Origin of the sequence: Algoriphagus faecimaris (genome assembly GCF_900101705.1) — a bacterium.
Classification (GTDB): domain Bacteria; phylum Bacteroidota; class Bacteroidia; order Cytophagales; family Cyclobacteriaceae; genus Algoriphagus; species Algoriphagus faecimaris.
The window spans coordinates 27,640-53,330 of sequence record NZ_FNAC01000005.1 but is presented as its reverse complement, the minus strand read 5'-3'; the positions used below and the strand labels follow the sequence as shown (position 1 = coordinate 53,330).

The window sequence follows — 25,691 nt, the reverse complement described above, 5'->3', positions numbered from 1 at the left end:
TGGAGTTAAAAAATAAGAAAACCAATCAAATATGAATCGTTTAAAAAGCCTGCTTTATTTTGGAATATTTGCTTTGGCATTTTCCTGTTCGGAGCCGGTAGATTATAGTCAAGCCATTACAGATGGACATTACCTAAGCGAGGCTCAAGACAGGATCACCGAAGTGATTATTCATGACATCTTTTCACCTCCGGTAGCTGCAAGGATTTACTCCTATTCTTCTCTTGCGGCATACGAAGTGGCAGCAGCAGTAGATCCCAATTATCAATCTCTCCTTGGTCAACTCAAAGGTTCGGAAGAAGTAAAATTTACAATTCCTGAGAAGGTCTACCCTCCACTAGCTTCATTGGCAGCATATTATGCCATGGGTACACATTTGATTTTTTCAGAAGACATGGTCAATGCCCATCGGGATAAAGCCTTTGAAGAATTGAGAGAAAAAGGTATTCCAAAAGATGTCTTTGAGTCTTCTATCAATTTCGGAAAAGAGGTGGCCGAAGCAGTTAAAGCGTATTCCGCACAGGACAATTACCATCAGAGTCGTTCCTTTCCAAAATACACAGTAACAAATCTTCCTGGAACTTGGGAACCTACCCCTCCGGCTTATATGGAGGGAATTGAGCCACATTGGAATAAGATCAGAACTTTTGCGATTGATTCTGCAGCACAATTTAAAGTTTCACCACCTCCGCCTTATTCCACCGATCCTGATTCGGAATTTTTCCGTTTGGCTCAAGAAGTCTACGAAGCGGTAAATAACGCATCCAAAGATGAACTTGATATTGCCATGTTTTGGGATTGCAATCCTTACAAAATGAATGTAAAAGGCCATGTCATGTTTGCTGAGAAGAAGATCACACCGGGAGGACATTGGATGAGTATTGCGGCGATTGCAGCAAAAACAGCGGAGGCTGACTGGAAAAAATCCGCTGAGGCTTTAGCCCTTACGGGTATTTCGCTTCATGATGCCTTTGTGGCTTGTTGGGATGAAAAGTACCGTAGCAAGCTCGTGAGACCAGAAACCTTTATCAATCAGTACATTGACGAGGAATGGGTACCCGTATTACAAACGCCACCATTTCCCGAACATACGAGCGGACATAGTGTAGCTTCCACGGCTGCGGCCTACACTTTGACTCAGTTATTCGGAGAAGATTTTCATTTTGTGGATAGCTCGGAGGTCAATTATGGCTTGCCTATCCGGGAATACAATTCATTTATGGAAGCTTCTAAAGAAGCTGCTATTTCCCGATTCTATGGTGGCATTCACTACATGCCCGCCATCGAAGAAGGGGTGTGGCAAGGGCAAAAAGTGGGAGAACTCCTTTGGTCACGAATCAGTACCAAACCCAAAAACTTGGCGGAAAACAAATAAATTGAGTGAGGCGGTTTCAAAATACGTTCTATGGTCTGCCTGATTCTAAAATATTCTACAATCTTATAAAAAGAATTAAGGGTAAATAATATTTGAGAAAAGATCGTGGTCACAATAAGCGAAGTCGAAGGTTTTTATTTCGAAATCTAAGAAGGAAGGGCTTCGACTCCGCTCAGCCTGACAATAATTAGACTCCGCTCAGCCTGACACTACTTAAAATTCGTCTTTGTCCAGCATAATTTAAGCACCATGCTAGGCTCATATTCCGATTTTGAGACAATCGTCTCTCAAGTACTCGATATGAAAAATCAGGCTCTTGTAATAGCTTCCTTTTAACCCAAAAACCTATTAAATCATGGCAAATCCCATTTGGATCATGACTTCGGCTTTTGATCAGCTGAACTTGGAACAAATCCTCATCAAAGCAAAAGAAATCGGCGTTCAAGGACTGGATCTTTGTGTATTTAGAAGAGATGGAACCCGAGATGATTTTGTGGCTACCCACTTGGATTATGAGAATTTTGGACCTGAAGATGCAAAAAAACTCATTGCTCAATTTAATGGTGCTCAGTTAAGACTTTCCATCGGAGCGTTTGAAAACCTCATCGGCGGAGATCCTGAGCAGCGGATCAAAAACCAAAATCATCTGTTGCGATTGATCCGGATGGCCTATTTAATGGGAGGAGACCAAAACGATGTTAAAGTCGGAACCTTCGTCGGTTACAATCATGAATTAGGAAATGAAGAGGGTGGTTTTGAAAAAAATCTTTTAGAATACCAGAGAATATTTACCCCGATCATAAACTACGCCGCCGATTTGGGAGTCAGCATCCTCTATGAAAACTGCCCCATGGAAGGCTGGAGAAGCTCAGGACACTTTGGGACCTACAATAATTTACCAGGAGTATTGGCTGCCCGAAAGCTCATGTACGAACTCATCCCCTCACCCAATCACGGGGAGATTTATGACCCTTCGCATGACATTTGGCAGCATACCGACCCGGTGGAAGTGATCAGAAATACAGATCTGTCCCGGCTAAAGCGAATTCACGTCAAATCGACCCGAAACAATCCGGATCCCTTCTGGGGAAATATGTACCCTATGCATCAAGTTCCCGAAGATTGGGCGAAAAGTGCCGGAATTCCATCGAGTACCAATCCATGGGATCGACATCACTATGAAGCGACCTTACCGGGTTTTGGATTGGGAGATTCGATGGACTGGAGAGCTTTTGTCAATGTGCTCAAAGAAAAAGGATTTGAGGGGCCATTTGAAATCGAAAATGAGGCTTTACTCTCCAAACAAACCGGAAAAATGGGTGCCATCGTACAGGGATGCAAAGCCGCTGTACAGAATTTGGCTCCTTTACTTTATGAACTTACAGAGGAAGGGTGGGTATATCCAAAATCTGAATATAGACCTTTGAAAGAAGTCCATCGAAAGGGCCTCCCATTGGTGACAATGGAAGACTTACAGGGATAGAGTTTATATTGTTAAAATATAAAATCTTATTTTGACAATATAAACTTGTTTACATTGTCAAAATAAACTCTTACCTTTGAGTAATATAATTGGTAGAATTATGCTACTCAAAGAAGAAATAGAACTAGCAGTCAATCGGCAAAAAAAGCTTTTTGACCAAAATTTGCCACTCACTCGTAGAGAGGCAAAAAGCAAAATAAATCAAGGAAGCCGTCAAATAGAAGTAATCACCGGAATCAGAAGATCAGGGAAAAGTTCGCTGATGCGACAACTCATAGATGAATTTTCTCCGAACTTCTCCTATTTGAACTTTGAAGACCCTCGGATATTTGATTTTACAGTTGTTGATTTCTCCAAATTGGATGAAATATTAGAATCAAGTGGCCCCCCTTATTTTTTTGATGAAATTCAAAACGTTAAAGGATGGGAAGTTTATGTTAGGCAATTGCATGATCGAGGACAAAAAGTCTTCATCACTGGATCCAATGCTTCGCTTCTCAGCCGGGAACTCGGTACACGACTTACTGGAAGATATTTGGCTTATGAAATATTCCCATTTTCCTATTCTGAGTTTTTAGCCTATTGCAATTGGGAAGACAATGCTGAAAACTTCCAAAATTACTTAGACTTAGGCGGGTTCCCGGAGTATCTACGAGACAGAAATCCTGAAATCCTCCAAAACTTGCTCAAGGATATCGTGTTCAGGGACATTGCCATACGCTACAGTATCAAAAACACCAAAACACTTTTGGACATCACCTTATACTTGATATCCAATGTGGGAAAAGAAATAAGCTACAACGGAATAAAAAAAACCTTTGCAGTCGGATCAGCCAATACCGTCTCTGATTATCTAAACTGGTTGGAGGATGCGTATCTCTTATTTTTTCTTCCGCGTTTCAGCTGGTCAGCCAAAAGCATATCCAAAAACCCCAAGAAAGTCTATTGCATAGATACCGGTTTTGCTAGGGCTAATTCCCTGAGCTTTTCAAAGGATCAGGGAAGATTATTGAAGAATTTAGTTTATTTAATCCTTCGAAAAACAAGTTTTCAGTTGTTTTATTTCAGAGAAAAGAAAGAATGTGATTTTGTGGTTTTTGAAGAGAAAACCTGTAGATGGGCCATTCAAGTTTCTGAAAAAATTCATTCCGAAAATAAAAATCGAGAAATAGAAGGCCTTTTTGAAGCGATGAGTTTTTTTGACCTGAAAGAAGGTTTTATACTCACCCTGGATCAAGAAGACAGCCTTTCTGTAGATGGAAAAATGATTCGGATCCTTCCTGTTAGGGCTTTCCAAAAGATTTACCTGTCTTAAAGCACTATTTGGTATTTGACTCATACCCCTCGTCCACTTTCAGCCCGGGTCCCTCTGCTGCGGCAACTGCGAGTTGATCACAGCGCTCGTTTTCGATATTGCCGGCATGGCCTTTTACCCAGACAAACTTAGGTTTATACTTCAGGTGAAGGGGAATGTATCGAAGCCAGAGATCGGGATTTTTTTTGTCTTTAAAGCCTTTTTTCTGCCAGCCCCATAGCCAGCCTTTTTCCACCGCATCGACCACGTACTTACTATCCGAATAAATCGTCACTGGAATCCCAGTTAATTTCAATTCCTGAAGTGCCCGAATGACAGCAAGAAGCTCCATTCTGTTATTGGTCGTCAGGCGAAAGCCTTCGGAAAGTTCCTTTCGATGTTTATTAAATTTGAGCACAGCCCCGTAGCCTCCCGGACCGGGATTGCCTTTGGCAGCGCCATCGGTATAAATCGTAATCATAAAACAAAGAAAAGGATTATTCCTATACCCTATACAATGTCCATAGGGAATGCATTGGATTTGAAAATTTTAACGGCAATAGACAATAAAATTATACCAAAAATTCTCCTCAGCACGTCCAAACCCGTTTTTCCCAACTTCCGCTCTAGCCAAGTCGTGCTTTTGAGCACCGTGTAGACAAAGACCAAGTTTAGTAAAATCCCGATTGCAATATTGACTTGGTCAAACTCTGCTTTCAATGTCAAAATCGTAGTCAAAGTCCCTGCACCTGCGATAAGTGGAAAGGCAATAGGAACAATGGAAGCACCGGAAGATGCCTCCGGGTCAGGCTTGAAAAGCTCAATCCCCAAGATCATCTCCGCTCCAAGGGCAAAAATGATCAAGGCCCCTGCAATAGCAAAATCCTCCACTCCGATTCCAAAGAGCCCTAAGATGGACTTACCCGCAAGAAGGAATAAAATCATCAATACCCCTGCAGCTAAGGTGGCTTTCTCGGACTGAATATGACCTACTTTTTTTCTCAAATTGATGATGATCGGTATGGATCCGAGTATATCAATCACAGAAAAAAGAATCAGTGAAACCGAAAGGATTTGCTTCAAGTCAATCATGCCGCAAAAGTAGGCATTTCTTTATCGGAAATGAAAGCAAGTGAGATTATCAAATTTTTACCTAAGCGGAAAAGCGAGGAAGTTCTACTTTGTCAAAAAAATTAGGAAGGGAAAACGAATTTCCATCCGAAATAACCGAGTAATATCAATGCGCCAAGCAAAGGAACGATCATTCTGGTCAGAAACTCCTTTCCTCTACCTTCTTTGCGATAAAGCATAAAAATAAATCCTTGGGTCAAAATCGCATACCCTAGGAGTCCCAAAGCCAAAAATTGCCAGCTCATAGCAAATGAGAAAATTAGGATGGGAAGAGCGGGAAGGAATAAAATCCCTTCCCATTTCTTTACAACTGAGGACCTATTTGGGATTCCTTCAAGATTCATTTTGGAATATACTGAAGACTTAATAGTTGGCCAAAAAACCTATCAACTTATCCATTTCTGCATCTGTGATAGCAGGAAAATTAGCTATTCGGAAAGAAGTCGGTTTTAAAGGACCATATCCACTGCCCAATTGCATACCTGCTTTTTCAGCCTCTTTTTTCACCCTGCTGATCAATTCTTCCGGACCGGAAACCCCAAGTACAGTGGTGCTTCTACTCTTTTCATTGGCAACCAACAGGCGAAGAGAGGACGTTTGGGCAATGCAAGTCTCCAGTTTCAGCATCCGCTCTCTGAGACTTTTATCTGTATGTTGGATTTCAGGGATATCATGCAAGACACGATTAAGCAAATAGATTCCTAAAACATTTGGCGTATAATGCGTTTGAAAAGTAGCTGCATTTTCAAGCATAAAATTCAAAGAATTGTATCGACCTCGCTCTCCTTTTTGTTGAGTTTGAGCTATTGCTCTTGGTCCTAAAATCAACAAACCGAGTCCAGCAGGCAACCCGAAGCATTTTTGAACTGAGGCATACCAGATATCTCCAAGCTCAAAATTCAAATGAATCCCGCCCATACTTGAGGTAGTGTCCACCGCAATCAGTTTTTCGGGATATTTTTCACGGATTTGCTCCAAATACTCCATCCCAACTTGAGTGGCATTAGAAGTCTCGTTTTGGGTAATAGCGATCAGGTCAAACTCCTCGGCGATATCCAGCCCTGCCACATCGATCACTTCATCAGCTGCCATTTTTAATCCCCCGGTACCCGGCAAAATATATTTGGCAAACTCTATCCATTTTTTTCCGAAGGAACCGGAATATAGGTGAAAACTCGCTCGATGAACGATGGATTGGGAAATAATCTCCCAATTTTCCGTCGCAGAAGAGGTGAAAAGTAACTTATAATCCTCGGGTACATGAAGCTTCTCCCTCATCAATCGCTCAGTTTCCTGATAGAGATTCATGAAAGAAGCACTTCTATGATTGGCACTTAAAATCCCCTGAGAATAGGCCTCAGCAAGGTATTGAGGAAGGGTATCGTAGACTTTAGAGGGTCCGGCTGCAAAGGTCAACATGGTCGAAATAGGTTTAGAGAAAATATCGGATGGCGAGTTCGTAGCCCTTAAGTCCCAAGCCGGAGATCATACCCACACAAGACTTAGAAATAATACTCTTATGACGAAACTCCTCACGTTTGTAAATATTGGAAATATGAACCTCAAGAACAGGCGTACTTACCCCCGACACCGCATCAGAAATTGCCACGGAGGTATGCGTGTAGCCTCCTGCATTGAGCAAGATCCCCTCGTAGGAAAAGCCCACCTCATGAATTTTGTCAATAATCTCTCCCTCAATATTGCTTTGAAAATAATCCAGCTGAATCTGAGGAAACTGCTCTCGGAGCGTATCCAAATACGTTTCAAAAGATTGGCTACCGTACACTTCAGGTTCTCGCTTTCCCAAAAGATTGAGATTGGGACCGTTAATGATTTGAATTTTCACGAGCGTTCGATTAGAGATTAAGGCATATTTTAAATCAAAGTTAAAAACTAAGTACAGATATTCAGCTAAGTGCGTGACAGTATTCCAAGAAATTTAAAATTAGCTGCTCTTATTTTTAAAAGAATGGAATTCAGCATTCCGCATTCAAATTCGTAGCTTTGCAGCATGGAAGAAATTCAGAAAAGGGACATCCGAAAACTCAGTCTGGCAGAACTAGAAGAGTTCTTTTTGGCACAGGGTGATAAAAAATTCCGAGCCAAGCAGGTCTACGAATGGCTATGGAACAAGTCCTTGAAGAATTTTGACGAAATGACCAATATTTCGCTTCCCACCAGAGAACTTTTAAAAAAGCACTTTATTATCAATCACATCCTCGTGGATTTGATGCAGCATTCACAAGATGGTACGATCAAAAATGCGGTCAAACTCTACGATGATAAGATAGTAGAATCGGTTTTGATCCCCACCAGCAAGCGGATTACCGCCTGTGTCTCATCTCAAGTAGGATGTAGTTTGGACTGCAATTTTTGTGCGACCGCCCGACTCAAGCGGATGCGAAACCTCAATGCTGATGAAATCTACGATCAGGTGGTGGCAATCAAAGATGAGGCCGAAACCTATTTTCAGCGACCTCTTACCAATATCGTGTTTATGGGTATGGGCGAACCCTTACTCAACTATTCCAATGTGATTGATGCCATCGAAAAAATCACCTCCCCTGAAGGACTAGGAATGGCACCGAGAAGGATTACTCTTTCCACTGTAGGAATCCCTAAGATGATTAAAAAAATGGCCGACGATGGAGTAAAATTCAACTTGGCTATTTCTCTCCATTCAGCCATCAATGCAACCCGATCACGTCTCATGCCTATCAATGACAAGAGTCCTCTAGAAGATTTGGCAGAGGCATTGTCCTATTGGTATGAAAAGACCAAGCGAAAAGTCACCTACGAATACGTGATTTGGGCAGGGATTAATGATGACGAGCAGCATGCGAAAGCACTGGCTAAGTTTTGCAAAATTATCCCTTCCAAAGTCAATATCATTCAATACAATCCCATCGATGAAGGAGAATTTCGTCAGGCATCCCCTGAGGCAGTGGCCATGTATGTGCTAATACTCGAAAACCATGGAATCATTGCCAAAGTCCGTAAATCCCGCGGTCAAGATATCGATGCAGCCTGCGGACAGCTCGCTAATAAGAACGAAGTGGCCGAGTTAACAAAAATTTAAGATTTTTTGACTTGTTTTTTAAGTGGCCTTTAGTTTATTTACGACTTATTAGCACTAAACCAACTTATTTTATGAAAAAATTACTTTTGGGATGCCTTATCTCAATCGCTTTTTCCCAGACAATAGTAGCTCAACAGGACCTACCGGGCCAAATTCAAGGCTATTTTGAAAGTTATCAGCAAGAAAACCCTCCAGAGAAAGCTTATCTAATGCTAGACAAAGAAACCTACACACTGGGTGAGGATTTGTGGTTTAGTTCTTTCTTGGTCGTCGGAAGCACTCAAATCCTTTCGCCACTCAGCAAAACACTCTATGTAGATTTTTTTGATGGGGAAGGCCAACTCATCGAGCAGAAAATTATCAAAATCTCCGAAGGAAGGGGAAAAGGAGACTTCCGGATTCCTGAATATGGTAAACCCGGAGAGTACAGAATCAAAGCCTATACGGCCTGGATGAAAAACTTTGGGAAAGATTATTTTTTCGAAAAGACCATCAATGTGGTAGATGGACAGGGTGGGGATTTTCTTCCTAGTCTTAGCATTTCCAAAGTAGAAAAACTAGGTAATACCGTCCGCTACCAATCCCAGCTGCAGGCTATCACCAAGAATGGACAAGCTGTTCCTGCTCAGAAAGTTGAAATCCGAGTATTGGGAGAAGGAGAAGAATTACTAAATCAATCGCTGGAACTAAATCCGGAAGGTAAAGTTGACTTCAGTTTTGAAATACCCGAAAAAGCCTTCCAAAGCTTGGGCTTAGAGATTACCCATTTCGAAAATGGGGATTATCCCGTAGTCAACAACCTGAAGCTGCCCTACAGTCTGAGCTTAGCGGACATCAAATTCCTACCCGAAGGTGGCAATTGGTTACTAAATAAAAAATCAATCCTGGCGTTTCGCGCTGTCGCACCTGATGGCTCACCCTTAAAAATCGAGGGAAAAGTAGCAGGAGAAGACATTAATTTTGCAAGTAATTTTGCTGGGTTAGGCAAATTTGAATTTACGCCTAGTCAAACCCAAAACTCAGTAAGTGTCAAGGACCTCAATACTGGGCAGGAACTAACATTTGATTTGCCTGAGGCAAAAACAGAAGGACTTAGCCTCACAGTAGTGGATAATAGTCAGGCAGATTATTTGACGGTTTTTGCTCAAGGAGCCGGAGTACAGGATTCGCTCCTACTTGTCAGTCAGACGAGAGGATTGATTAATTACATGATCAAAGGAGCGCTAGTCAATGGGGTTTGGGGATCAAGAATCCCTAGAGAAACACTCATCCCTGGAATCAATCAGATTACTATTCTCACTTTGGACGGGCGTCCACTGGTAGAGCGCTTACTATTTATTCAGCCTCAAATCGAGGAAAATGCCTGGAAAATTGAGCAAAGCGGAGCGCTTACAAGCCGATCAAATGTCAAAATAGACATGGCCTATACCTCTGATCTCGCGGAAAATATTGGCTCCTATGCTATCTCAATTTTGGATGCAGATCAACTTTTCACAGATGAAGACAAAGGGGACAATATTTACTCTTACCTCCTGATGAGCTCCGATCTCAAGGGGAAAGTACATAACCCCGCTTACTATTTTACAGATCCTGCTGCTACAAAAGAAGAACTGGATCTAGTCATGTTGACTCACGGATGGAGAAGATTTACCTGGGAGGACATATTGACTAATAAGCAGGTGGAGATTGCCCATTTCATCGAACAAGGTATCTCTATAGAAGGTCAAATCACCGAACAAACCCAGAGTAATAGAGGATTGAAAGGTGGGAAAATATCGGCCTTAGTCAATAGTACCCAAGAGTTTATTGGCTCAGAATTCGGCCCCAATGGTCGATTTCTAATTCGGGACTTGGAGTTTGATGGGAAAGATCAAATTACCTTCACTGCAGAAGATGAAAGAAAGGCCAATTTCATTGATGTGGAACTGGTACAGCCTGAAGCTACCTTCTCAGAACTCTACCCCTCCTATTGGAGTCAAATCATTTGGCCTGAAAAATTGGCTGAAAGTCTGCAAGTGCGAAGGATGATGCAGCAAATGACGGATGACCCTGATTTGGTGGATTTGGAAGAGTTTACCGTAGAGGGACAAAATATTCAACAGGAAGAGGATCGTATTAAAAAGGTCTATGGCTCTGGCGATGCCTCCATCGATCCGGATAAAATCCCCGGATCTGCTGCATTCAACAATATTCTGCAAATGCTTCAGGGAAGAGTAGCAGGTGTACAGGTCTTTCTGTCAGGAATGGGTGCCGATGTACAGATTAGAGGTGTCGGCTCAGCTACTGCAGGCACTAGCCCCTTATTCCTTCTGGACAATATTCCTGTAGATATCAATGTTTTACTTCAGATCAACCCAAGGGATGTGGCTAGTTTGGATGTATTTAAAGACCCCGCTAGTACCTCAATTTTCGGATCTCAAGGAGCAAATGGTGTCATCGCAGTGTATACCAAAACCGGAGCAGGAATCCAACGAAGTGTGGGAGGTACCCTTGTCACTGACTATCAGGGCTACGCAGTCGCTAGGGAGTTTTATCAACCGGATTATTCTGAGAAAACTACCGAAAATGCCATTTCCGATCAGCGAGCCACCATCTACTGGAACCCCTTAGTCGAGCTCAAGGATTCAGAAGTTTTTAGCATAGAATACTACAATACGGATGTAGCAGAAAATCATCTACTCATTATTGAGGGAATTGATTCCAATGGAAACTTGAGGCATTTGACCCGCCTTTTGAAATAAGTATTTGCTTTAATCACCAAAGCCTTCTAATTTTCTTTCGAAACACAATAACATAGAAATGAAAAAGGCTTTGGTGATTATTTTTATTTGGGGGATATCCTCCACAGGTCTCTTTGCACAAACCCAAAACCAAGGGGACGTAAGAGCTCACGCCTTTGGGAGTTACGGACTCCGTTGGAAAAACTTCGGAGCTGGCGCCGGGTTAGAATACTTTTTTATGGATCAATTTGCCATCAAGCCCAGTTATACCCGACTTTTCCCTAGAGTAGGTCAAGGCTCCAATTTCAGTTTAGACCTTCGCTATTATATTTCAGAGGGAAGCTCACAAATGTATTTTATGGGGGGCTACAGTCAGAACTGGGAAACTCCAAATACAGTGGGAGCTCCTGGTGTGACGCGCTCATTCAAAGGGGCAAATGTCGGCGTAGGAGCTTATATCAGCCTAGCTGATTGGGTTGGTTTGAGCACCGAGTTTCGAGTACAGAGCCAAAATCCGAGAGAAGCTGGATTCCGTTTTGGTTTTGCCTTTCCCCTTTAAAAAACTGGACTAGCCAAACTACTTTTTACTAAACTCAAAAAGCTTTCTCTTTTCGTCCTTGCTGAGGGCTTCATAACCCTTGTCCGCTATTTTATCCAGGATTCTATCGATTTCCTCTTGGCTTGTTTCCTCTGAGGAATTTTTGGAAGGACTGGACTTGGCAGAAGAAGAGGGCTTGGAGTAAGTAGAGAAAGATCCCGTTTGGTCTTTGGTTCTTCTGTAGCTTACTTTCACCTTAGTCGGATTATTCTTGATGAGATTTTCAAAAAACAAACCTACTTTCTGGACAGGAATACCTAAATCGACTCCCCGTCGAAGTTGAGTGATATACAAGTAACCTAGTAAAGCCCCTCCAAGGTGCGCCAGTTCTCCCCCAGCATTGGCACCGGCAGAGTTTACAAATGACAGGACCACGTAGAAAATCGCAATGTATTTGATCTTCACTGGACCAAGGAGCAAAAGGAAAAAGGTAGTATTGGGACTTAGGGTGGCAGCACCGACCACAATGGCAAATACCCCGGCACTCGCACCAAGCATCAGTGAAGTATCCACTGAATTGCTGAAGTAAGGCGCCAAATTATAGATCAACAAATAGAACAGCCCTCCTGCCAAGCCTCCCAATATATATAAATTAGCCAGCTTCCGGCTCCCTAGATACTGATGAATCAATTGCCCAAACCAATATAGAAAAAGCATATTGAAGAGAATATGAAACAGGCCTTCATGCAAAAACATATAAGTAAATAAGCTCCAAGGCTGGTACAATAGCTTAGATAAGGAGGCAGGAAGCATAAAGTAAGAAATCAGCTTGGCGTATACCTCTCCAAAGCCACCAATGGTCATGAAGACATTGAGCACGATGAAAACACCCCAAAGAATGAGGTTGATAGCGATTAGCTTAAAAAGACTGTTGTCGCTATGCTTGAAAGCATTTTTTAAATTTTCCCAAAAATTTCCGTACATGATCAATAAAAGCTATTTCTATCTTTTTTCCACTTATATACCAAGATCCCGCCGATTAGCAGCCCGCTCAAATGAGCAAAATGCGCCACGTTGTCCATTGGGTTATTATTCAATACGTTGTATATCGTATAAAGTCCATAAAAGAGGACCAAATATTTAGCTTTGACTGGCATGGGAGGGAATAGCAGAAAGAGCTGCGTATTGGGGAAAAGCATAGCAAAGGCAATCAATACCCCAAACAAAGCTCCTGAAGCTCCTACCATTGGAATATTCCCCTTGATATCCAAAATCGCATTGAGGGTCTGATTCGCCTGAGTGATTTTCATCGGATCTTCAGGATTACGGCTAAACTCATCAACAAAATCAAAAACTTTTCGATCGAAAAAACCTCGATTTTCGATCACTATTTGATTAAATCGCTCCGGGTCAGGATTAGCTTGGAATTGCTCCACTGTAGACTCAAAGCTATTCATTCGGTAGATATTGTAGCCTGAATATAAAACCCCAGAACCTACCCCACAGACCATCCAGAGAATGAGTAATTTCTTTGGCCCGAGGAACTGCTCCAATAGTGGTCCAAAGATAAAAAGCCCAAACATATTGCTGAACAAATGCCAAAAATCGGCATGTATAAACATGTAGGTCAGAAACTGAAATGGCTTAAAGTATTGACTACCTATGTAATAGAGAGCAAACCATTGATTGAGCTGTGGAAAAAGAAATCCACTCACCACAAAGAGGACAATATTGATCAGTAAAAGATTCTGGACTACGGGTGTAATATTTCTAAACATGCTATTTTCCGAAAAAAGAGTGGATGCTGGTTAAATCCAATTTGACAAAGGTTTTGTTCCCGCCGAGACCATAATTTGGATTTTGGCAGGCAAAAAGCTGACCGACGAGAGTCTCCATTTCCTGACTATTCAGCTTTTGCCCTCGTTTCAGTGCTGACTTTCGTGCCAAAGACCGGGCGAGGTTTTCCCGATTATCCAATGAAAGTTCATTCTTGAAGTTTTTAAATTGCTCAATGAGCCCTTCAAAAAGGTCCTTTTCATTTTTTAATTGGATATCCGCGGGTACGCCTTGTATTAGTACAGTGTTATTTCCAAATTCTGAGATCATAAAACCAAGGCTGTTCAATTCGGCCATCAGGCCAGAAACCAATTCGTAATCCCCCGGACTTAGCTCGATCACAGGGGGGAAGAGACATTGCTGGGAGGGGCCTTGGGCGAGTTTGAGCTGTCTGAGGTATCGCTCATAGAGAATACGTTCATGAGCCGTCTGCTGATCGACAATCAATAAGCCCGTAGACATCTGAGCCACGATGTAATTTAATTCTACCTGAAAGGTAGTTCCTGTCACCTCTTCCTCTTGAGGTCGAGGCAGTACGGGAGCATCTGATTCTTGATTGGCTTTACTCTTGAAGGTCAATACTTCGGGATCTGAATGCTTTTCATTGTCAAAAGATCTCGGCATAGGGTTTTGGCTCCCCTCAAATAAGCGTTCCCAACCACTAACGCTGGATTTTTTAAATTCCGGCGTGTTGAAAGTTTTATAACTGTACTCCCTATCCACCGCCTCTTTTTTGCTTTCGTCTTTGCTCCAGTTTTCTGTGAAATTCACATCATAATTGAAATCCAAGGCTGGTACTACATGATGAGCGCCTAGGGCTTGCTTGACGGCCGATCTTATCACTGCATAAACCGTCCGCTCATCGTCAAACTTGATCTCTGTTTTGGTGGGATGCACATTGATGTCGATGTGCGAGGGGTCGATTTCCAAAAACAGCACATAAAATGGATGCTGATCCGAATGAATCAAGCCTTCGAAAGCTGTCGATACCGCATGATTCAAATAGCTACTTTTGATGTACCGATTATTCACAAAGAAAAACTGTTCACCACGTGTTTTCTTTGCGCATTCTGGCTTTCCTATGTATCCTTTTACATTGACATGAGGAGTCAGTTCTTCGCAGGGAATGAGGTTGCTTTGGTAATTTTTGCCAAAAAGCCCTACAATCCGCTGACTGAGCTTTCCCGGTTGAAGATTGAATACTTCCATGTCGTTTTGCATAAGGACAAACCCGATCTCTGCATAAGAAAGAGCCACGCGCTGGAATTCCTCTACGATATGGCGCATTTCTACTGGATTGGATTTTAAAAAATTCCTTCTGGCGGGTACATTAAAAAATAAATTTTTCATCAGAACCGAAGTCCCTGGTGTGGTGGCGATGGGTTCTTGTTTTTTGATTTCAGACCCTTCTATTTGAATCAAAGTACCTAGTTCACTAGAAGACTGTCTTGTCTTCAGCTCGACTTGGGCCACTGCAGCGATAGAGGCCAATGCTTCTCCCCTAAAGCCAAAAGTGCGAATAGCAAATAAATCCTGACTTGATCTAATTTTGGATGTGGCATGTCGCTCAAAACTCATCCGAGCATCAGTGGCAGACATACCCCTCCCATTGTCAATCACCTGAATGAGCTGCTTCCCCGCATCTTTTACGACCACTTGCACTTTGCTTGCACCTGCGTCGATAGCATTTTCGAGCAACTCCTTCAGTGCAGAAGAGGGACGCTGTACGACTTCACCTGCAGCGATTTGGTTGGCTATCGCATCAGGCAAAAGCTGGATGACATCACTCATTTGCGGTTATTTTTGAGCTTGGTAAAATAATAGATCGCCACTACGATCATTGCAAGGTAAAGGAGATATTCAAATATAACTGGGCCGAGGTAGATATATCCACTGAGCCCCGTGATCAAAAACAAGAAAATTAAAGTTCTGATCATTGCCGTGGAGGTCATGATGCTGGTATTTCTTTCCCGAATACCCTGATGCTGCGCAAAAGCACCGCGAATTCCCGTCTCATAACGCTTCAAGCGCTCCTCTTCGGTGATTTCACCAAGCTTCCCTTCCGCCTCGAGCTCTTGCTTGATGCGGGATGTCCGCTGCTCCAGTTCTTCTTTGACCGGATCATAGTATCTAGGCTTGATATCAAACCTTGAATGAGAAGCTGTGCGAAATATGGAAGGAAATTTCATTATCTACTGATTTTTTCATTCGTGGAATTTTCAAAAAACACCACGGGGAATGTTTGGAGTAAGCTACTGCCGACAATCAAATTTATATCAATTTAAACCCGAAAAGCAGCTCTTTGTTGCCCTTTCTTTGCTATCTTCAATTCACTATTTGGATTAACCCAAGGATTGAAAAGGCTGTAAGGGAATTCATACCTAAATGAACATCGTGACGTTCAAAGGTCTGCATCACAAATTTATCTCAAAAGTTAAGGATTAAAAATTATCTCGAATATGCATTACACGCTTTGGAGAGGTTTAGGCATTTGCTTGATCGCTTTATTTTTCACTTCAGGCAAAATGGACAAGGCCCTATTGGTGGAAGATCCCCTAATCGCCACCGATCCTATAGCCCAGCTCAACTGGGTAGACTCTGTCTATCAAAGTCTAAGCCCTGAGGATCGTTTGGGACAGCTTTTTATGGTCGCCGCCTATTCCAATAAGGACCAAGCACATGTCAATGAAATCAGCACTTTGGTTAGAAATGAAAATCTGGGAGGTTTGATTTTCTTTCAGGGCGGCCCCGATAGGCAGGCACGACTGACCAATTACTACCAGGCACAATCCAAAACTCCGCTTTTCATCGCCATGGACGCTGAATGGGGTTTGAGTATGCGCTTGGATTCCATTCCGGATTTTCCGAAAGCCATGACCCTTGGCGCCATCCAAAATACAGACTTGATTTATGACATGGGGGCAGAGATGGCCCGACAATTCAAGGAATTGGGAATGCACATCAACTTCGCGCCGGTGGTAGACGTGAACTCCAATCCCAATAATCCAGTCATTGGCTACCGGGCTTTTGGTGAAAACAAACAAGCGGTAGCGCAGCGCGCTGTGGCATACATGAAAGGGCTTCAAGACAATGGCGTAATCGCCAATGCCAAGCATTTCCCTGGACATGGCGATACCGAAGCTGACAGTCACTACGACCTACCTGTAATCAAGCATCCTGAAAATAGAATTTGGGACATTGATCTCTATCCCTATCAGGAGCTCTTCAAAGAAAACCTCAAATCCGTCATGGTGGCTCATCTCAATATTCCATCCTTGGATAATTCCGGAAATACGCCCACAAGCTTGAGCAAAAAGGTAGTCACTGATTTACTTCAAAATCAAATGAATTTCCAAGGGCTGGTTTTTACCGATGCATTGAATATGCGGGGGGTCTTGCAATCCAGCAGCCCGGGAGAGGTCGATCTGAAAGCACTCTTAGCAGGAAATGATGTGCTCCTCTATTCTCAAAACGTACCCAAAGCCAAAGCCCTCATTAAAGAAGCCATGGCCTCCGGAAAAATCTCTGAAAAAGAAGTCGAACGAAAAATTAAGAAAATTCTCAGGGCAAAATACCAGGCAGGACTCCACAAATACCGCCCCATCAATACCTCAGGATTATTGGATCGCCTCAACACCCCGAAAACGGAGGAAATCCGAGAGCGACTTTATGCCAATGCCATCACCGTCGCCGCAAACAAGGACGATGTCATTCCATTTAAAAAATTGGATATGAAGCGTTTTGCCAGCCTCAGCCTGGGAGGAGATGGAAAAGAATTTCAAAAATACTTAAGCAAATACACCCAATTTGATCATTTCGAAATCGAAAAAGCATCCAGCGAATCCGCACATTACAACCTGATGAAAAAGCTGGAAGACTACGATGTGGTAGTCGTAGGCTTTATGGGGGTGACCAATAGTCCAAGAAGAGCTTTTGGAATAGCACCAGGAGACATTTCATTACTAAAAACCCTCCAAAAAAGACAAAAGGTAGTCACCGTCCTTTTTGGAAATGCCTACGCTTCACAGTTTTTTGAAGGTCTTGAGAATGTGGTATTCGCCTTTGAAAACAATGAGCTCACTCAGAAAATAAGCCCCCAAGTCCTGTTTGGTGGTCGGCCAGCTCAAGGGATCCTACCTGTATCCGTAAGTCATCAATTTAGCTATGGCGTGGGGGGATTTCTACAAGGGATGAATAGACTTACCTACGGCACTCCCGAAAGTGTGGGAATGGATAGTAAAATTCTTGATCAAATCGATGAAATCGCCGAAAAAGCCATTCGAATCCAGGCTACACCCGGAGCAAATGTATTGGTCGTCAAAGATGGAAAAGTGATTTTTGAGCGGTCCTACGGACAATTAGAGTACCGGAACAGTCCGAAGGTGAATTCCGAGACCGTTTATGATCTGGCATCCATCACCAAGGTCCTCGCCACAACTCAAGCGGTGATGTTTTTGCAAAGTCGAGGTGAATTAGACATGAACAAAACGTTGGGAGATTATCTTCCCGAACTTAAAGGAAGTAATAAAGCGAATCTCCAGCTCAAGGATGTCATGGCCCACGAGGCAGGATTGAAGGCATTTATTCCACACTACGTCAATACCGTAGAGCGGGGACAATGGCGAGGAGATTATTATAAGCCAGCGCCAGAACCGGGATTCAGCAGCCCCGTCTCCAATGACATGTACTCTACCGATCATCTACGGGACAGTATTTGGCACTGGACGGTAAAGTCTGAGCTACTTCCCAAGTCAGCAGGTAGAAATCGCTATGTCTACTCCGATCTGACCATGTATTTTATGCAGGCTGTGGTAGAGCGCATTGTCAATCAACCGCTGAATGAGTTTTTGGACCAAAACTTTTATCAGCCTTTGGGTCTACATACGTTGACCTTTAACCCTGCAGAGAAGATGCCTCTGGAAAACATCGCCCCGACAGAAAATGATGTTGCATTTAGAAAAAGGCAAGTCCGGGGCTATGTTCATGATCCTGGCGCAGCCATGTACGGAGGCGTAGCTGGACATGCGGGACTTTTTGGCAAAGCAAATGACTTGGCTGTCATGATGCAGCTCATGCTCAACCAAGGGTATTATGGAGATCTCTCTCTGATCAAACCTGCCACGGTGGCGGCATTTACTCAGCGACAATCTACCCAAAGCCGAAGAGGCTGGGGATGGGACAAGCCCGAACCAGAGGAGGGAAAAGGAGGTTCTGCTGGAGATTTAGCCCCAAAATCCACCTTTGGGCATACTGGATTCACGGGAACCTGCGTATGGGCAGATCCTGAAAACAACTTGATTTATGTTTTTCTATCCAATCGGGTGTATCCAGAAGCTGAGAATACCAGATTATTGAAAGAAGGTATAAGGACGGATATTCACGATATTATATATCAGGCCTTGGCTAATAAGAACAGTTAGGAGCACTAATTTTTTTCCTATCATTTGTTCGGTTCAACTTCCCTCAAGAATCTATCCTTATGATTCATGGAAATTAATCTTTGGGGTTTTTGTCATTTTTTTCCTTGTGCTGCTTCTGGAGAAGCAGGAGAGTGAGAAATATCCAATTATGGGTTTTATAAGTTTTAATTCAACTATCTCAAACTAGCAAAATTGAAGGTGTGAAATACCAGTTTATCTTCTTCAAAAGAAGGATTATCGGGATGCATCGGAAATAAATTCAAGCCTTTTTCATTAATAAAATAATGATGGCTTAAATATGTGTTTCTAGGAAGAGTAAGCTCTTTTATCAAAGTGTAGTCTTTTCCATCATAAATACTAATGATGAAATATCTAGGTGTATATCCGAATTTCATAGCATCTTCATCGTTTGAAATATCCTCTCCAGGCCATCCAAAGCGAAATAAAAGATTATTATAAGGATCAAATACTACACCTAAGTTTATTGAGCTCTTATACAAAAGGTTGATATTTTCAGAGGGTGATTGAGACATTCTAGGAGCATTCCAATACTCGTTGGAAAAATTCTGAATCAGATCAGATTTCAAGGTAAATTCTTTGTAGTCAAACCCATTAAAATCAATTTCAAATAAAGTATTACTCTGATCATTTATAAGAAGTAGGGAATTAGAAGTGGCAGCTAAACCAAAATCTATTGAGTTATTAAATCTCAAAAGGGATTTTGGGGCTTTAAATTCTAAATAATCAAACTCTTCTTTTTTCTGATTAAACGAGAAAATTGGCGGATAATTCTTTAGTGCTTCTTCATTCAACTCAGAAGGTAAAATGTTTTTTAAGTCCCCCATTAGAAAGAAATACTCACCATTTCCATCTGCTTGTACAGTATTCGAGAACCTAGTCATGGAAACAAAAACTCCACCTAGCTTTGAATCATTGAAATAATCATATTGACTAAGCTTTCTTCCTTCTCCGTTTATCAATGCAAATTGATATGCCATGGTAGGAATATAAATACTGTCATTATTGACAACAAAGAACCCAAGAGGCATTCCCAGTCCATTTGGACCTTCCTGCTCTAATTTTATTGATTTCTTTATAGTTTTCTTAGAAAGATCGAAGATTGAAATAGTTTGACGGTTGGCATTCCACCAATATAAATCTCCATCTAAATACTGCAATGTTCTTGTGTAAGGATCAACTTTTAAGTCAATGGAGATTGAGGTCGTATCAGTAATATAATCTAAGGGATTATCAGAAGCTGTTTTAATTTCAGAACAAGAAAAGTGTCCTAAAGCTAGAAGGAATAATAACTTTTTTTTCATTGACTATTACGATTCAAAGAAAATCAGGCCTCGTTTAATCTTTCAAACAAGACCTGATTGAGAAATTATAGAATTAAAGTCCTGATTCTTCAACTACAGGATAGGTTGTAGAACAATCAGCACCTCCATAAGCACAATAACCGTCTGGGGCTGACATTAAACAAAACTGAACCTCTTCGGACCAGCTACACAGTTTAACATTGTTCTGAGCCATCGATGTACTTGCCAAAGCACCTAAAAAAAGAATCATAAAAGAGCTGGCAATAAGTTTTTTAATGAAGTTTTTCATTTTTTCAAAGATTTAAAGTTAAACGATTTATTAAAAAGCTCTCAGCGCTGAAAACTTGAACTAAAAGTAGTGCCCCCCCCATGAAAAAGTCAAGAGCTTACTAATATTTTTTTCTATTTTTTTTAAAACAGCCTCAAGTTGCTAGTTAAATTCCCTTCAGGATACGGTTTGATCCTTTACTCAACTTCCAAATTCCTGGCTTTTGGCCAAATTGCTGAACATTTGGCGGCTGCGCTAAACCTTTGGGGTTTTAGAAACACTGAAGGTTTCTTTTCTTTTAAAAAACCTTCGAGGTCAAAAAAGACCTCAAAGGTTTGGTTTAATCTTTGAGCCCGAAAGCTTTATATCCAGACTTTTATCTCAAATCAAACCTGAAAAGATTAGCCTTTCCATCATCGACATATCCCACCAGGTAGTTATCACCTTCATGTACGGCAATACGGCTGACCTCTTGATCTAATTCCAGAATTTCAATGGGATTCAAATCCCAGTCATAAACAAGAATCCGCTTACTCGTTTGAAATTGTTCGTTATTCCAAGGTAAGTCATTGTAAAGTACGTAGATTTTATCCACAGAGACTGCGGTACTGATATTTCCAAATACTGCATCGGGGAGAATGGTGGAAGAAACCCTTGCGGAGTTTTCCGATGGATCAAATAACGTAGGCCAATAATGTCGTGATGCTGATAGATCTAATTCCCCATTTTTATTCAGTTGTAGTACATCCATATTAAAAGAGTAAGAAGAAGTGCTTAAAGTTTTGGGACTCTTTGGGTTCTTAAAAAAAGCAAACTGATAAGCCAAAGCTAAATTAATATCAGGAACACCAGGAAAATCAGCTTCAAAGGGATATGCGCCCAAAGACTGAACATTTTCAGCTTTTCTAAATAAATTATAGGGTTGCTCAAAAAAAGTCGACCCTAAAAAATTAACTGAATCGAGCTTCACAAACTGTCTTAAAAGACCGTTAATTGGAAACAAATAAGGTTCACAATCAGCTGTTTCTGTTGAGTCTTCAAGAGAGGAGACTGTAAAGCTCAGAAATCGGATTTGCGACGCATCAAATATTCCCATATTCTCCCCTTCACTTCCGTATCTGTTCAAAAATACAGAAGCACTTAGTTCGCAGGGACCCTGACCTGAGCGGCCAAACTTCCCCAAGTATCTATCTTCGACAGGATCGATCAATCGATAGATATAATCCAAACCATCGTCATTAATCAATAATTTATCCTCCACCAAATACATGTTCCATGCCCGGAACAGTGAATCGGCGGAGGATAAGGGTATAGCATTCAGTTTTCTTGACCGGTCAAACTCCTCCAAAGGATCTGTCAATTCGACTTTTTTACTGCAAGAAACAAATAGTGAAATTAAAACTACAAAAGAGAAAAGAAGACTATTTTTCATGATCGGTAAAGAAAACAAGCTAAATAAAAGATCAGGTTACATGTAAGATGGACAGCGAACTTCGGTTCCTTTTGCTACATTGACATTGATTGGGTTACTATCAGAGTCAAGATAAACAACGACGGCACAGTCTCGCCAAGGATTTTCAACACAACAAATAACAGTAGGTTCTGCCATTGACTTTTGAGACATGACCATAGGAAGGAAAAGCAATCCAATACAAATACTTTTGATGAAATTTTTCATTTTTAAAGAGATTTAAAATTAAACGATTGATTAAAAAAGCTCTCAGCGCCGAAAACTTGAACTAAAAGTAGTGCCCCCCCCATGAAAAAATCAAGAGCTTACTAATATTTTTTTCTATTTTTTTTAAAACAGCCTCAAGTTGCTAGTTAAATTCCCTTCAGGATACGGTTTGATCCTTTACTCAACTTCCAAATTCCTGGCTTTTGGCCAAATTGCTGAACATTTGGCGGCTGCGCTAAACCTTTGGGGTTTTAGAAACCCTGAAGGTTTATTTCGATATTTTTAATCTTCGAATATGTTGCGGTGCAATCGAAAAGTCTGATCCGGTTTTGAACTTGAGTTCTTGTAGCGTTAAAAGTTTCTACAAAACCGAAAAAACTACGAGTGATTTGCTATCTCTTTATCTCCTTACAAGAAGCGAGTCCGATTCAAGCGCCTTAATTAAATTCACTTTCATCACATCGTATCCTCCTTCAGATTCCAGTTTTATTTCATACTTCATAAATGGCTCCGAAATAGCAAAAGAATCCAATAAACTTGGGTTCACGATCCCAAGAATATCCTGAAGATTCATATTGGTAATCTGCAACTCGTCCCCTTCTGGGCTGTAGGAGCTCACATTTGATTCTAAAAAAGGCACTCTCTTCCATTCAAGCTTGAAACCATCACCTTCCACGATGTGTAAATCATCCGAAACAAATTGAAGACTCAACAAAATAATAATAGCCATTAATAGATTCCATGCCCCATGAAATAACATGGCCCACCAAATGGATTTATTGATAATCAGCCAACTAAGTATGAGGCCTAAGGAAAAAGAAATGGCTAAAAAAGGAAGCCAAGATCTAGTTAAGCTTGCTTCTAAGGACAAATGATGAGTACTGAAATAAAGAGCAGAAACAATGATAAGTATGTCCAAAATCCAATTGTGACCTAAGTATTTATAAATAAAAAAAAGACTGTATACCATCACCATTAGGAAAAAAATGAATGTATTCCAGCCGGATAGAATCAAGCCCAAGGGTGTAAGAAAAAGGAAGAGCGCTTGAAGCACTTTATTATTTGTCAGAAACCCTCTAAACCGAATCTCTTCCAAAATCGGTGCTACTAAAACAGGAAGAATAAATGTCACAAAATAAAAATTTGTAAAACTGCCAGGCTGGCTTCGATCCAGCGGTGGCATTACTTTAAAAATAATCAAATAAAGAATTGCCAGTGAAAGTAAAGCACTTCCACTGACAATTAACCAATTCTTTTTCATCCTAGGAAGGTATCTTACATTCAACAGAACAAGATTTTCCAAACCAATCATCCGTTAATTCTACCTCTGGAATTCCACCAGTACTCGCACAGGTAGTAATAGCAAGCTCACAATTACTATCAATATTTGGTCCAAGAGAATCAATGATAGCCTCTGCGAGCTTAAGCACAGGAAGTGCTATACACCACCAGCAAGTAGTCGTTCGTAAGTTAGAGTTTTCAGATGAAATGTTATTCAATTGCAAATTGAACCCTTCCAAATTTACTCCATTACTCGCCTCTACATCAAAAGAAATCTCATTGGCTGAAACTTCTTGAATATTTACTAAGCGAATAAATTCTCCAGTTTCCTCGTTTTCAATCAAAAAAGATTCTCCTGAAGTTCTATAATTTTCCAAAGTAGAATTTACATCAATTGGCATAGATTCCGGTGAAATAGTGAAATCATAAGCTTTGGAAGACTTAACAAACTTACTTATGGTCTGATTGGAATCTTGATTGAAGATGTAAGTTTTTTCTCCAAAAGTTACTACTCCATTATTCGGAGTTTTTAAAGCTTCTTCCAAGGCATCTTCTAAGACACTTGGTTCATTTTCAGGAACGCAGGCAAGCATAAGTAGCCCGCAGAAATAAAGGAACGCCTTTTTCATTTCAATAAAATTTTAAGTAAAACAAATTGATTAAAAAGCTCTCAGGCCCGAAAAGCTGAACTAAATATACTGTCCGCCCATAAAAAAGTCAAGAGTTTACTAAAAATATTTTATGAAAAGATTCTAAAATTGCTAATTAAGGTCTTTTCTGAATGCGGTTTGAACTTCCATTTGAATTCCCACTACCCAATTCACTGCTAAATTTTTGAACATTTGCTAGGTCTTTGTAAACCTTTGGGGTTTATAAACCTTAGAGATTTTAATCCTCTTTTAAACCTTTGAGTCCGCCGCGGCGGACTCAAAGGTTTGGCTAAAATCTACTTCACCAAAATCAACTCTTCCTGTGGTTGGATCAAATACTCGGCACCATTTTCGGTAACCACGGCCATCTCCTCCACAGAAATGGTCTTGGTCGTGCCATCCGCCCGCTTCCAGGCATGAAACCCATCAAATGCGAAGACCATTCCCTTTTTTAGTTCCTTTTGAGCAGCGGGTCGGATCGATGGACTTTGAGCCCCTCCTAAATTAGGCCCTACATCATGAGCTACATAACCGACTGGATGGCCTGTACTCCACATGACATATTCTGAACCGGCCGCTTCCATAAGTACTCGCTGAGCGCGGTCTACTTCCACTCCTTTCACTCCAGGCTTCATCGCTGCCAAGGCTACCCGCGAACCCGCCTTTCCATGCTGCCAGTGCTGTTGGATATCGGCTGGCGCTTCGTTTTCTCCTTCTTTCAGCACATAGGCAAAGCGCTGTATATCGCTCACCCAAATATCATAAAGCTTCACCCCAAAATCGATCTGAATCACATCGCCTGGCATGATCACCTTATCCGTCGCATGGGAATGTCCTCGATCAGGCCCAGAATTCACATTGGGGTTTTGGTCCGGATGCCAAGCATCCTTCACGCCATATTCGGCCATTTTTGCTTTCAAAAACTTTGCTACCTCCGCATCCGTCGTCTTCCCCGGCTCAATCATCGCATAGGCCTCATATTGAAAGTCGGAAGCCAATTGCGCCGCCTGACGCATAATCTCGACTTCTGCGGGTAGCTTAATGGAAAGCCATTCGTAGACCAAATCGGTAGAGGAAATTAATTTTCTTGCCTCATCTCCCAAGACCTCCTCCAACTGCAGTCGCTGACTGTACGATAGCCCATCGGCTAAGGCATTGGACTCCGAGCTATTAACGGCGATGCTTTCAAAATTTTTCCCACGGATAAATGCTGCCGCTTCTTCCAAGGTAGAAACCCCTCTTTCTACCCTTCTAACTTCTTCATGAATATCGAGCTCGTCTAATGCCGTGGCTTCTCCATCCGGAGAAAAAACCAAAGAATGAAAGCCTTCTTCATCGAGATAAAATAAAAAAACAGCTGTCCCTCCTGCATTTTCTCCTCCAATATGGGAGGCGATGGGGTCATTATGATTTTCCCGACAAATGACTAGCCAGCAATCTACCCGAGCAGCACGCATGGCTTCAGGAAGTAGTCGATTGATACGCTCCTTTCTGATTTCTGGCCAGGGATTGTCCGACCAGTCAGCCGCAGGCTTGGGTGTCTCTTGCACAGGGGGCGAACAGGAAAGACTAAAGGCAAAGAGTAGCAGCAAAATGGGTAAAATTCGTTTCATGTT

At 41.6% G+C, this 25,691-nt stretch carries 23 protein-coding genes; 7 read left to right on the top strand and 16 right to left on the bottom strand.

What is annotated here, in order from left to right; genetic code table 11:
• Positions 1–31: 31 nt before the first annotated feature.
• The 3 genes from BLQ57_RS03855 to BLQ57_RS03845 all read left to right on the top strand — a co-directional run bounded on the left by BLQ57_RS03855 (position 32) and on the right by BLQ57_RS03845 (position 4,173).
• Positions 32–1,375: a vanadium-dependent haloperoxidase gene (locus tag BLQ57_RS03855; RefSeq protein ID WP_087938061.1), complete on the top strand. Its 1,344-nt coding sequence runs from the start codon at positions 32–34 to the stop codon at positions 1,373–1,375.
• 355 nt (positions 1,376–1,730) lie between these two features.
• On the top strand, positions 1,731–2,858 hold the full coding sequence (locus BLQ57_RS03850; protein WP_087938062.1) for a sugar phosphate isomerase/epimerase family protein: 1,128 nt from the start codon (positions 1,731–1,733) through the stop codon (positions 2,856–2,858).
• Between the two features lie 76 nt (positions 2,859–2,934).
• Entirely contained in the window at positions 2,935–4,173 is a 1,239-nt protein-coding gene (locus BLQ57_RS03845; RefSeq protein WP_240507734.1) for an ATP-binding protein, read from the top strand.
• A 4-nt stretch (positions 4,174–4,177) separates the two neighbouring features.
• Here BLQ57_RS03845 and rnhA read toward each other — a convergent pair whose 3' ends face one another.
• The 5 genes from rnhA to aroQ all read right to left on the bottom strand — a co-directional run bounded on the left by rnhA (position 4,178) and on the right by aroQ (position 7,129).
• Entirely contained in the window at positions 4,178–4,633 is a 456-nt protein-coding gene (gene rnhA, locus BLQ57_RS03840; RefSeq protein WP_087938064.1) for a ribonuclease HI, read from the bottom strand.
• A 29-nt stretch (positions 4,634–4,662) separates the two neighbouring features.
• Positions 4,663–5,244 (bottom strand): MarC family protein, encoded by a 582-nt coding sequence (locus tag BLQ57_RS03835; protein ID WP_087938065.1) that lies wholly within the window; start codon positions 5,242–5,244, stop codon positions 4,663–4,665.
• Between the two features lie 101 nt (positions 5,245–5,345).
• Entirely contained in the window at positions 5,346–5,528 is a 183-nt protein-coding gene (locus tag BLQ57_RS20860; protein ID WP_139162657.1) for a hypothetical protein, read from the bottom strand.
• A gap of 118 nt (positions 5,529–5,646) precedes the next feature.
• Entirely contained in the window at positions 5,647–6,702 is a 1,056-nt protein-coding gene (locus BLQ57_RS03825; protein WP_087938067.1) for an aminotransferase class V-fold PLP-dependent enzyme, read from the bottom strand.
• A gap of 13 nt (positions 6,703–6,715) precedes the next feature.
• Positions 6,716–7,129, bottom strand: coding sequence for a type II 3-dehydroquinate dehydratase (gene aroQ, locus BLQ57_RS03820; RefSeq protein WP_087938068.1), 414 nt, complete (start codon positions 7,127–7,129; stop codon positions 6,716–6,718).
• Positions 7,130–7,294: 165 nt separating this feature from the next.
• Here aroQ and rlmN point away from each other — a divergent pair, with 165 nt between their 5' ends.
• From rlmN to BLQ57_RS03805, 3 genes are all read left to right on the top strand, one after another.
• A complete protein-coding gene (gene rlmN, locus BLQ57_RS03815) occupies positions 7,295–8,362 on the top strand; it encodes a dual-specificity RNA methyltransferase RlmN (protein WP_087938069.1) in 1,068 nt (355 codons plus the stop codon).
• Between the two features lie 71 nt (positions 8,363–8,433).
• On the top strand, positions 8,434–11,103 hold the full coding sequence (locus BLQ57_RS03810) for a TonB-dependent receptor plug domain-containing protein (RefSeq protein WP_087938070.1): 2,670 nt from the start codon (positions 8,434–8,436) through the stop codon (positions 11,101–11,103).
• 58 nt (positions 11,104–11,161) lie between these two features.
• On the top strand, positions 11,162–11,641 hold the full coding sequence (locus BLQ57_RS03805; RefSeq protein ID WP_087938071.1) for a hypothetical protein: 480 nt from the start codon (positions 11,162–11,164) through the stop codon (positions 11,639–11,641).
• An 18-nt stretch (positions 11,642–11,659) separates the two neighbouring features.
• Here BLQ57_RS03805 and BLQ57_RS03800 read toward each other — a convergent pair whose 3' ends face one another.
• From BLQ57_RS03800 to BLQ57_RS03785, 4 genes are read right to left on the bottom strand one after another with little or no spacing between them, the layout of a single operon-like run.
• Entirely contained in the window at positions 11,660–12,604 is a 945-nt protein-coding gene (locus tag BLQ57_RS03800) for a rhomboid family protein (RefSeq protein WP_087938072.1), read from the bottom strand.
• Positions 12,605–12,606: 2 nt separating this feature from the next.
• Positions 12,607–13,398, bottom strand: coding sequence for a rhomboid family intramembrane serine protease (locus BLQ57_RS03795; RefSeq protein WP_087938073.1), 792 nt, complete (start codon positions 13,396–13,398; stop codon positions 12,607–12,609).
• Between the two features lies 1 nt (position 13,399).
• Positions 13,400–15,247: a DNA mismatch repair endonuclease MutL gene (mutL, locus tag BLQ57_RS03790; protein WP_087938074.1), complete on the bottom strand. Its 1,848-nt coding sequence runs from the start codon at positions 15,245–15,247 to the stop codon at positions 13,400–13,402.
• Entirely contained in the window at positions 15,244–15,645 is a 402-nt protein-coding gene (locus BLQ57_RS03785) for a hypothetical protein (protein WP_087938075.1), read from the bottom strand. Before BLQ57_RS03785 ends, mutL begins: the two co-directional genes overlap by 4 nt.
• A gap of 270 nt (positions 15,646–15,915) precedes the next feature.
• On the opposite strand from BLQ57_RS03785, the gene BLQ57_RS03780 reads away from it, so the two are divergent.
• A complete protein-coding gene (locus tag BLQ57_RS03780; protein ID WP_087938076.1) occupies positions 15,916–18,876 on the top strand; it encodes a serine hydrolase domain-containing protein in 2,961 nt (986 codons plus the stop codon).
• Between the two features lie 173 nt (positions 18,877–19,049).
• Here BLQ57_RS03780 and BLQ57_RS03775 read toward each other — a convergent pair whose 3' ends face one another.
• The 7 genes from BLQ57_RS03775 to BLQ57_RS03740 all read right to left on the bottom strand — a co-directional run bounded on the left by BLQ57_RS03775 (position 19,050) and on the right by BLQ57_RS03740 (position 25,688).
• Positions 19,050–20,198, bottom strand: coding sequence for a DUF4221 family protein (locus tag BLQ57_RS03775; RefSeq protein ID WP_087938077.1), 1,149 nt, complete (start codon positions 20,196–20,198; stop codon positions 19,050–19,052).
• Between the two features lie 73 nt (positions 20,199–20,271).
• Positions 20,272–20,487 (bottom strand): hypothetical protein, encoded by a 216-nt coding sequence (locus BLQ57_RS03770; RefSeq protein WP_026945168.1) that lies wholly within the window; start codon positions 20,485–20,487, stop codon positions 20,272–20,274.
• A gap of 355 nt (positions 20,488–20,842) precedes the next feature.
• Positions 20,843–21,898 carry a BF3164 family lipoprotein gene (locus tag BLQ57_RS03760; protein ID WP_087938079.1) on the bottom strand — a complete coding sequence of 352 codons (1,056 nt, stop codon included), beginning with the start codon at positions 21,896–21,898 and terminating at the stop codon, positions 20,843–20,845.
• Positions 21,899–21,934: 36 nt separating this feature from the next.
• Positions 21,935–22,144 carry a hypothetical protein gene (locus BLQ57_RS03755; protein WP_024284724.1) on the bottom strand — a complete coding sequence of 70 codons (210 nt, stop codon included), beginning with the start codon at positions 22,142–22,144 and terminating at the stop codon, positions 21,935–21,937.
• A gap of 400 nt (positions 22,145–22,544) precedes the next feature.
• Positions 22,545–23,405: a CPBP family intramembrane glutamic endopeptidase gene (locus BLQ57_RS03750; protein WP_169712702.1), complete on the bottom strand. Its 861-nt coding sequence runs from the start codon at positions 23,403–23,405 to the stop codon at positions 22,545–22,547.
• 1 nt (position 23,406) lies between these two features.
• A complete protein-coding gene (locus BLQ57_RS03745) occupies positions 23,407–24,054 on the bottom strand; it encodes a hypothetical protein (RefSeq protein WP_087938081.1) in 648 nt (215 codons plus the stop codon).
• A gap of 317 nt (positions 24,055–24,371) precedes the next feature.
• Positions 24,372–25,688: a M24 family metallopeptidase gene (locus BLQ57_RS03740; protein ID WP_087938082.1), complete on the bottom strand. Its 1,317-nt coding sequence runs from the start codon at positions 25,686–25,688 to the stop codon at positions 24,372–24,374.
• Between the last annotated feature and the right edge of the window lie 3 nt (positions 25,689–25,691).

Excerpts from the sequence above, each read along its gene's own strand:
- rlmN (WP_087938069.1), top strand. The coding sequence starts at position 7,295 with ATGGAAGAAATTCAGAAAAGGGACATCCGAAAACTCAGTCTGGCAGAA.
- BLQ57_RS03825 (WP_087938067.1), bottom strand. The coding sequence starts at position 6,702 with ATGTTGACCTTTGCAGCCGGACCCTCTAAAGTCTACGATACCCTTCCT.
- BLQ57_RS03785 (WP_087938075.1), bottom strand. The coding sequence starts at position 15,645 with ATGAAATTTCCTTCCATATTTCGCACAGCTTCTCATTCAAGGTTTGAT.
- BLQ57_RS03750 (WP_169712702.1), bottom strand. The coding sequence starts at position 23,405 with ATGAAAAAGAATTGGTTAATTGTCAGTGGAAGTGCTTTACTTTCACTG.
- BLQ57_RS03835 (WP_087938065.1), bottom strand. The coding sequence starts at position 5,244 with ATGATTGACTTGAAGCAAATCCTTTCGGTTTCACTGATTCTTTTTTCT.
- BLQ57_RS03780 (WP_087938076.1), top strand. The coding sequence starts at position 15,916 with ATGCATTACACGCTTTGGAGAGGTTTAGGCATTTGCTTGATCGCTTTA.
- BLQ57_RS20860 (WP_139162657.1), bottom strand. The coding sequence starts at position 5,528 with ATGAGCTGGCAATTTTTGGCTTTGGGACTCCTAGGGTATGCGATTTTG.
- rnhA (WP_087938064.1), bottom strand. The coding sequence starts at position 4,633 with ATGATTACGATTTATACCGATGGCGCTGCCAAAGGCAATCCCGGTCCG.
- BLQ57_RS03855 (WP_087938061.1), top strand. The coding sequence starts at position 32 with ATGAATCGTTTAAAAAGCCTGCTTTATTTTGGAATATTTGCTTTGGCA.
- BLQ57_RS03800 (WP_087938072.1), bottom strand. The coding sequence starts at position 12,604 with ATGTACGGAAATTTTTGGGAAAATTTAAAAAATGCTTTCAAGCATAGC.
- BLQ57_RS03740 (WP_087938082.1), bottom strand. The coding sequence starts at position 25,688 with ATGAAACGAATTTTACCCATTTTGCTGCTACTCTTTGCCTTTAGTCTT.
- BLQ57_RS03775 (WP_087938077.1), bottom strand. The coding sequence starts at position 20,198 with ATGAAAAAAAAGTTATTATTCCTTCTAGCTTTAGGACACTTTTCTTGT.
- mutL (WP_087938074.1), bottom strand. The coding sequence starts at position 15,247 with ATGAGTGATGTCATCCAGCTTTTGCCTGATGCGATAGCCAACCAAATC.
- BLQ57_RS03850 (WP_087938062.1), top strand. The coding sequence starts at position 1,731 with ATGGCAAATCCCATTTGGATCATGACTTCGGCTTTTGATCAGCTGAAC.
- BLQ57_RS03810 (WP_087938070.1), top strand. The coding sequence starts at position 8,434 with ATGAAAAAATTACTTTTGGGATGCCTTATCTCAATCGCTTTTTCCCAG.
- BLQ57_RS03755 (WP_024284724.1), bottom strand. The coding sequence starts at position 22,144 with ATGAAAAATTTCATCAAAAGTATTTGTATTGGATTGCTTTTCCTTCCT.
- BLQ57_RS03795 (WP_087938073.1), bottom strand. The coding sequence starts at position 13,398 with ATGTTTAGAAATATTACACCCGTAGTCCAGAATCTTTTACTGATCAAT.
- BLQ57_RS03745 (WP_087938081.1), bottom strand. The coding sequence starts at position 24,054 with ATGAAAAAGGCGTTCCTTTATTTCTGCGGGCTACTTATGCTTGCCTGC.
- BLQ57_RS03760 (WP_087938079.1), bottom strand. The coding sequence starts at position 21,898 with ATGAAAAATAGTCTTCTTTTCTCTTTTGTAGTTTTAATTTCACTATTT.
- BLQ57_RS03805 (WP_087938071.1), top strand. The coding sequence starts at position 11,162 with ATGAAAAAGGCTTTGGTGATTATTTTTATTTGGGGGATATCCTCCACA.
- BLQ57_RS03770 (WP_026945168.1), bottom strand. The coding sequence starts at position 20,487 with ATGAAAAACTTCATTAAAAAACTTATTGCCAGCTCTTTTATGATTCTT.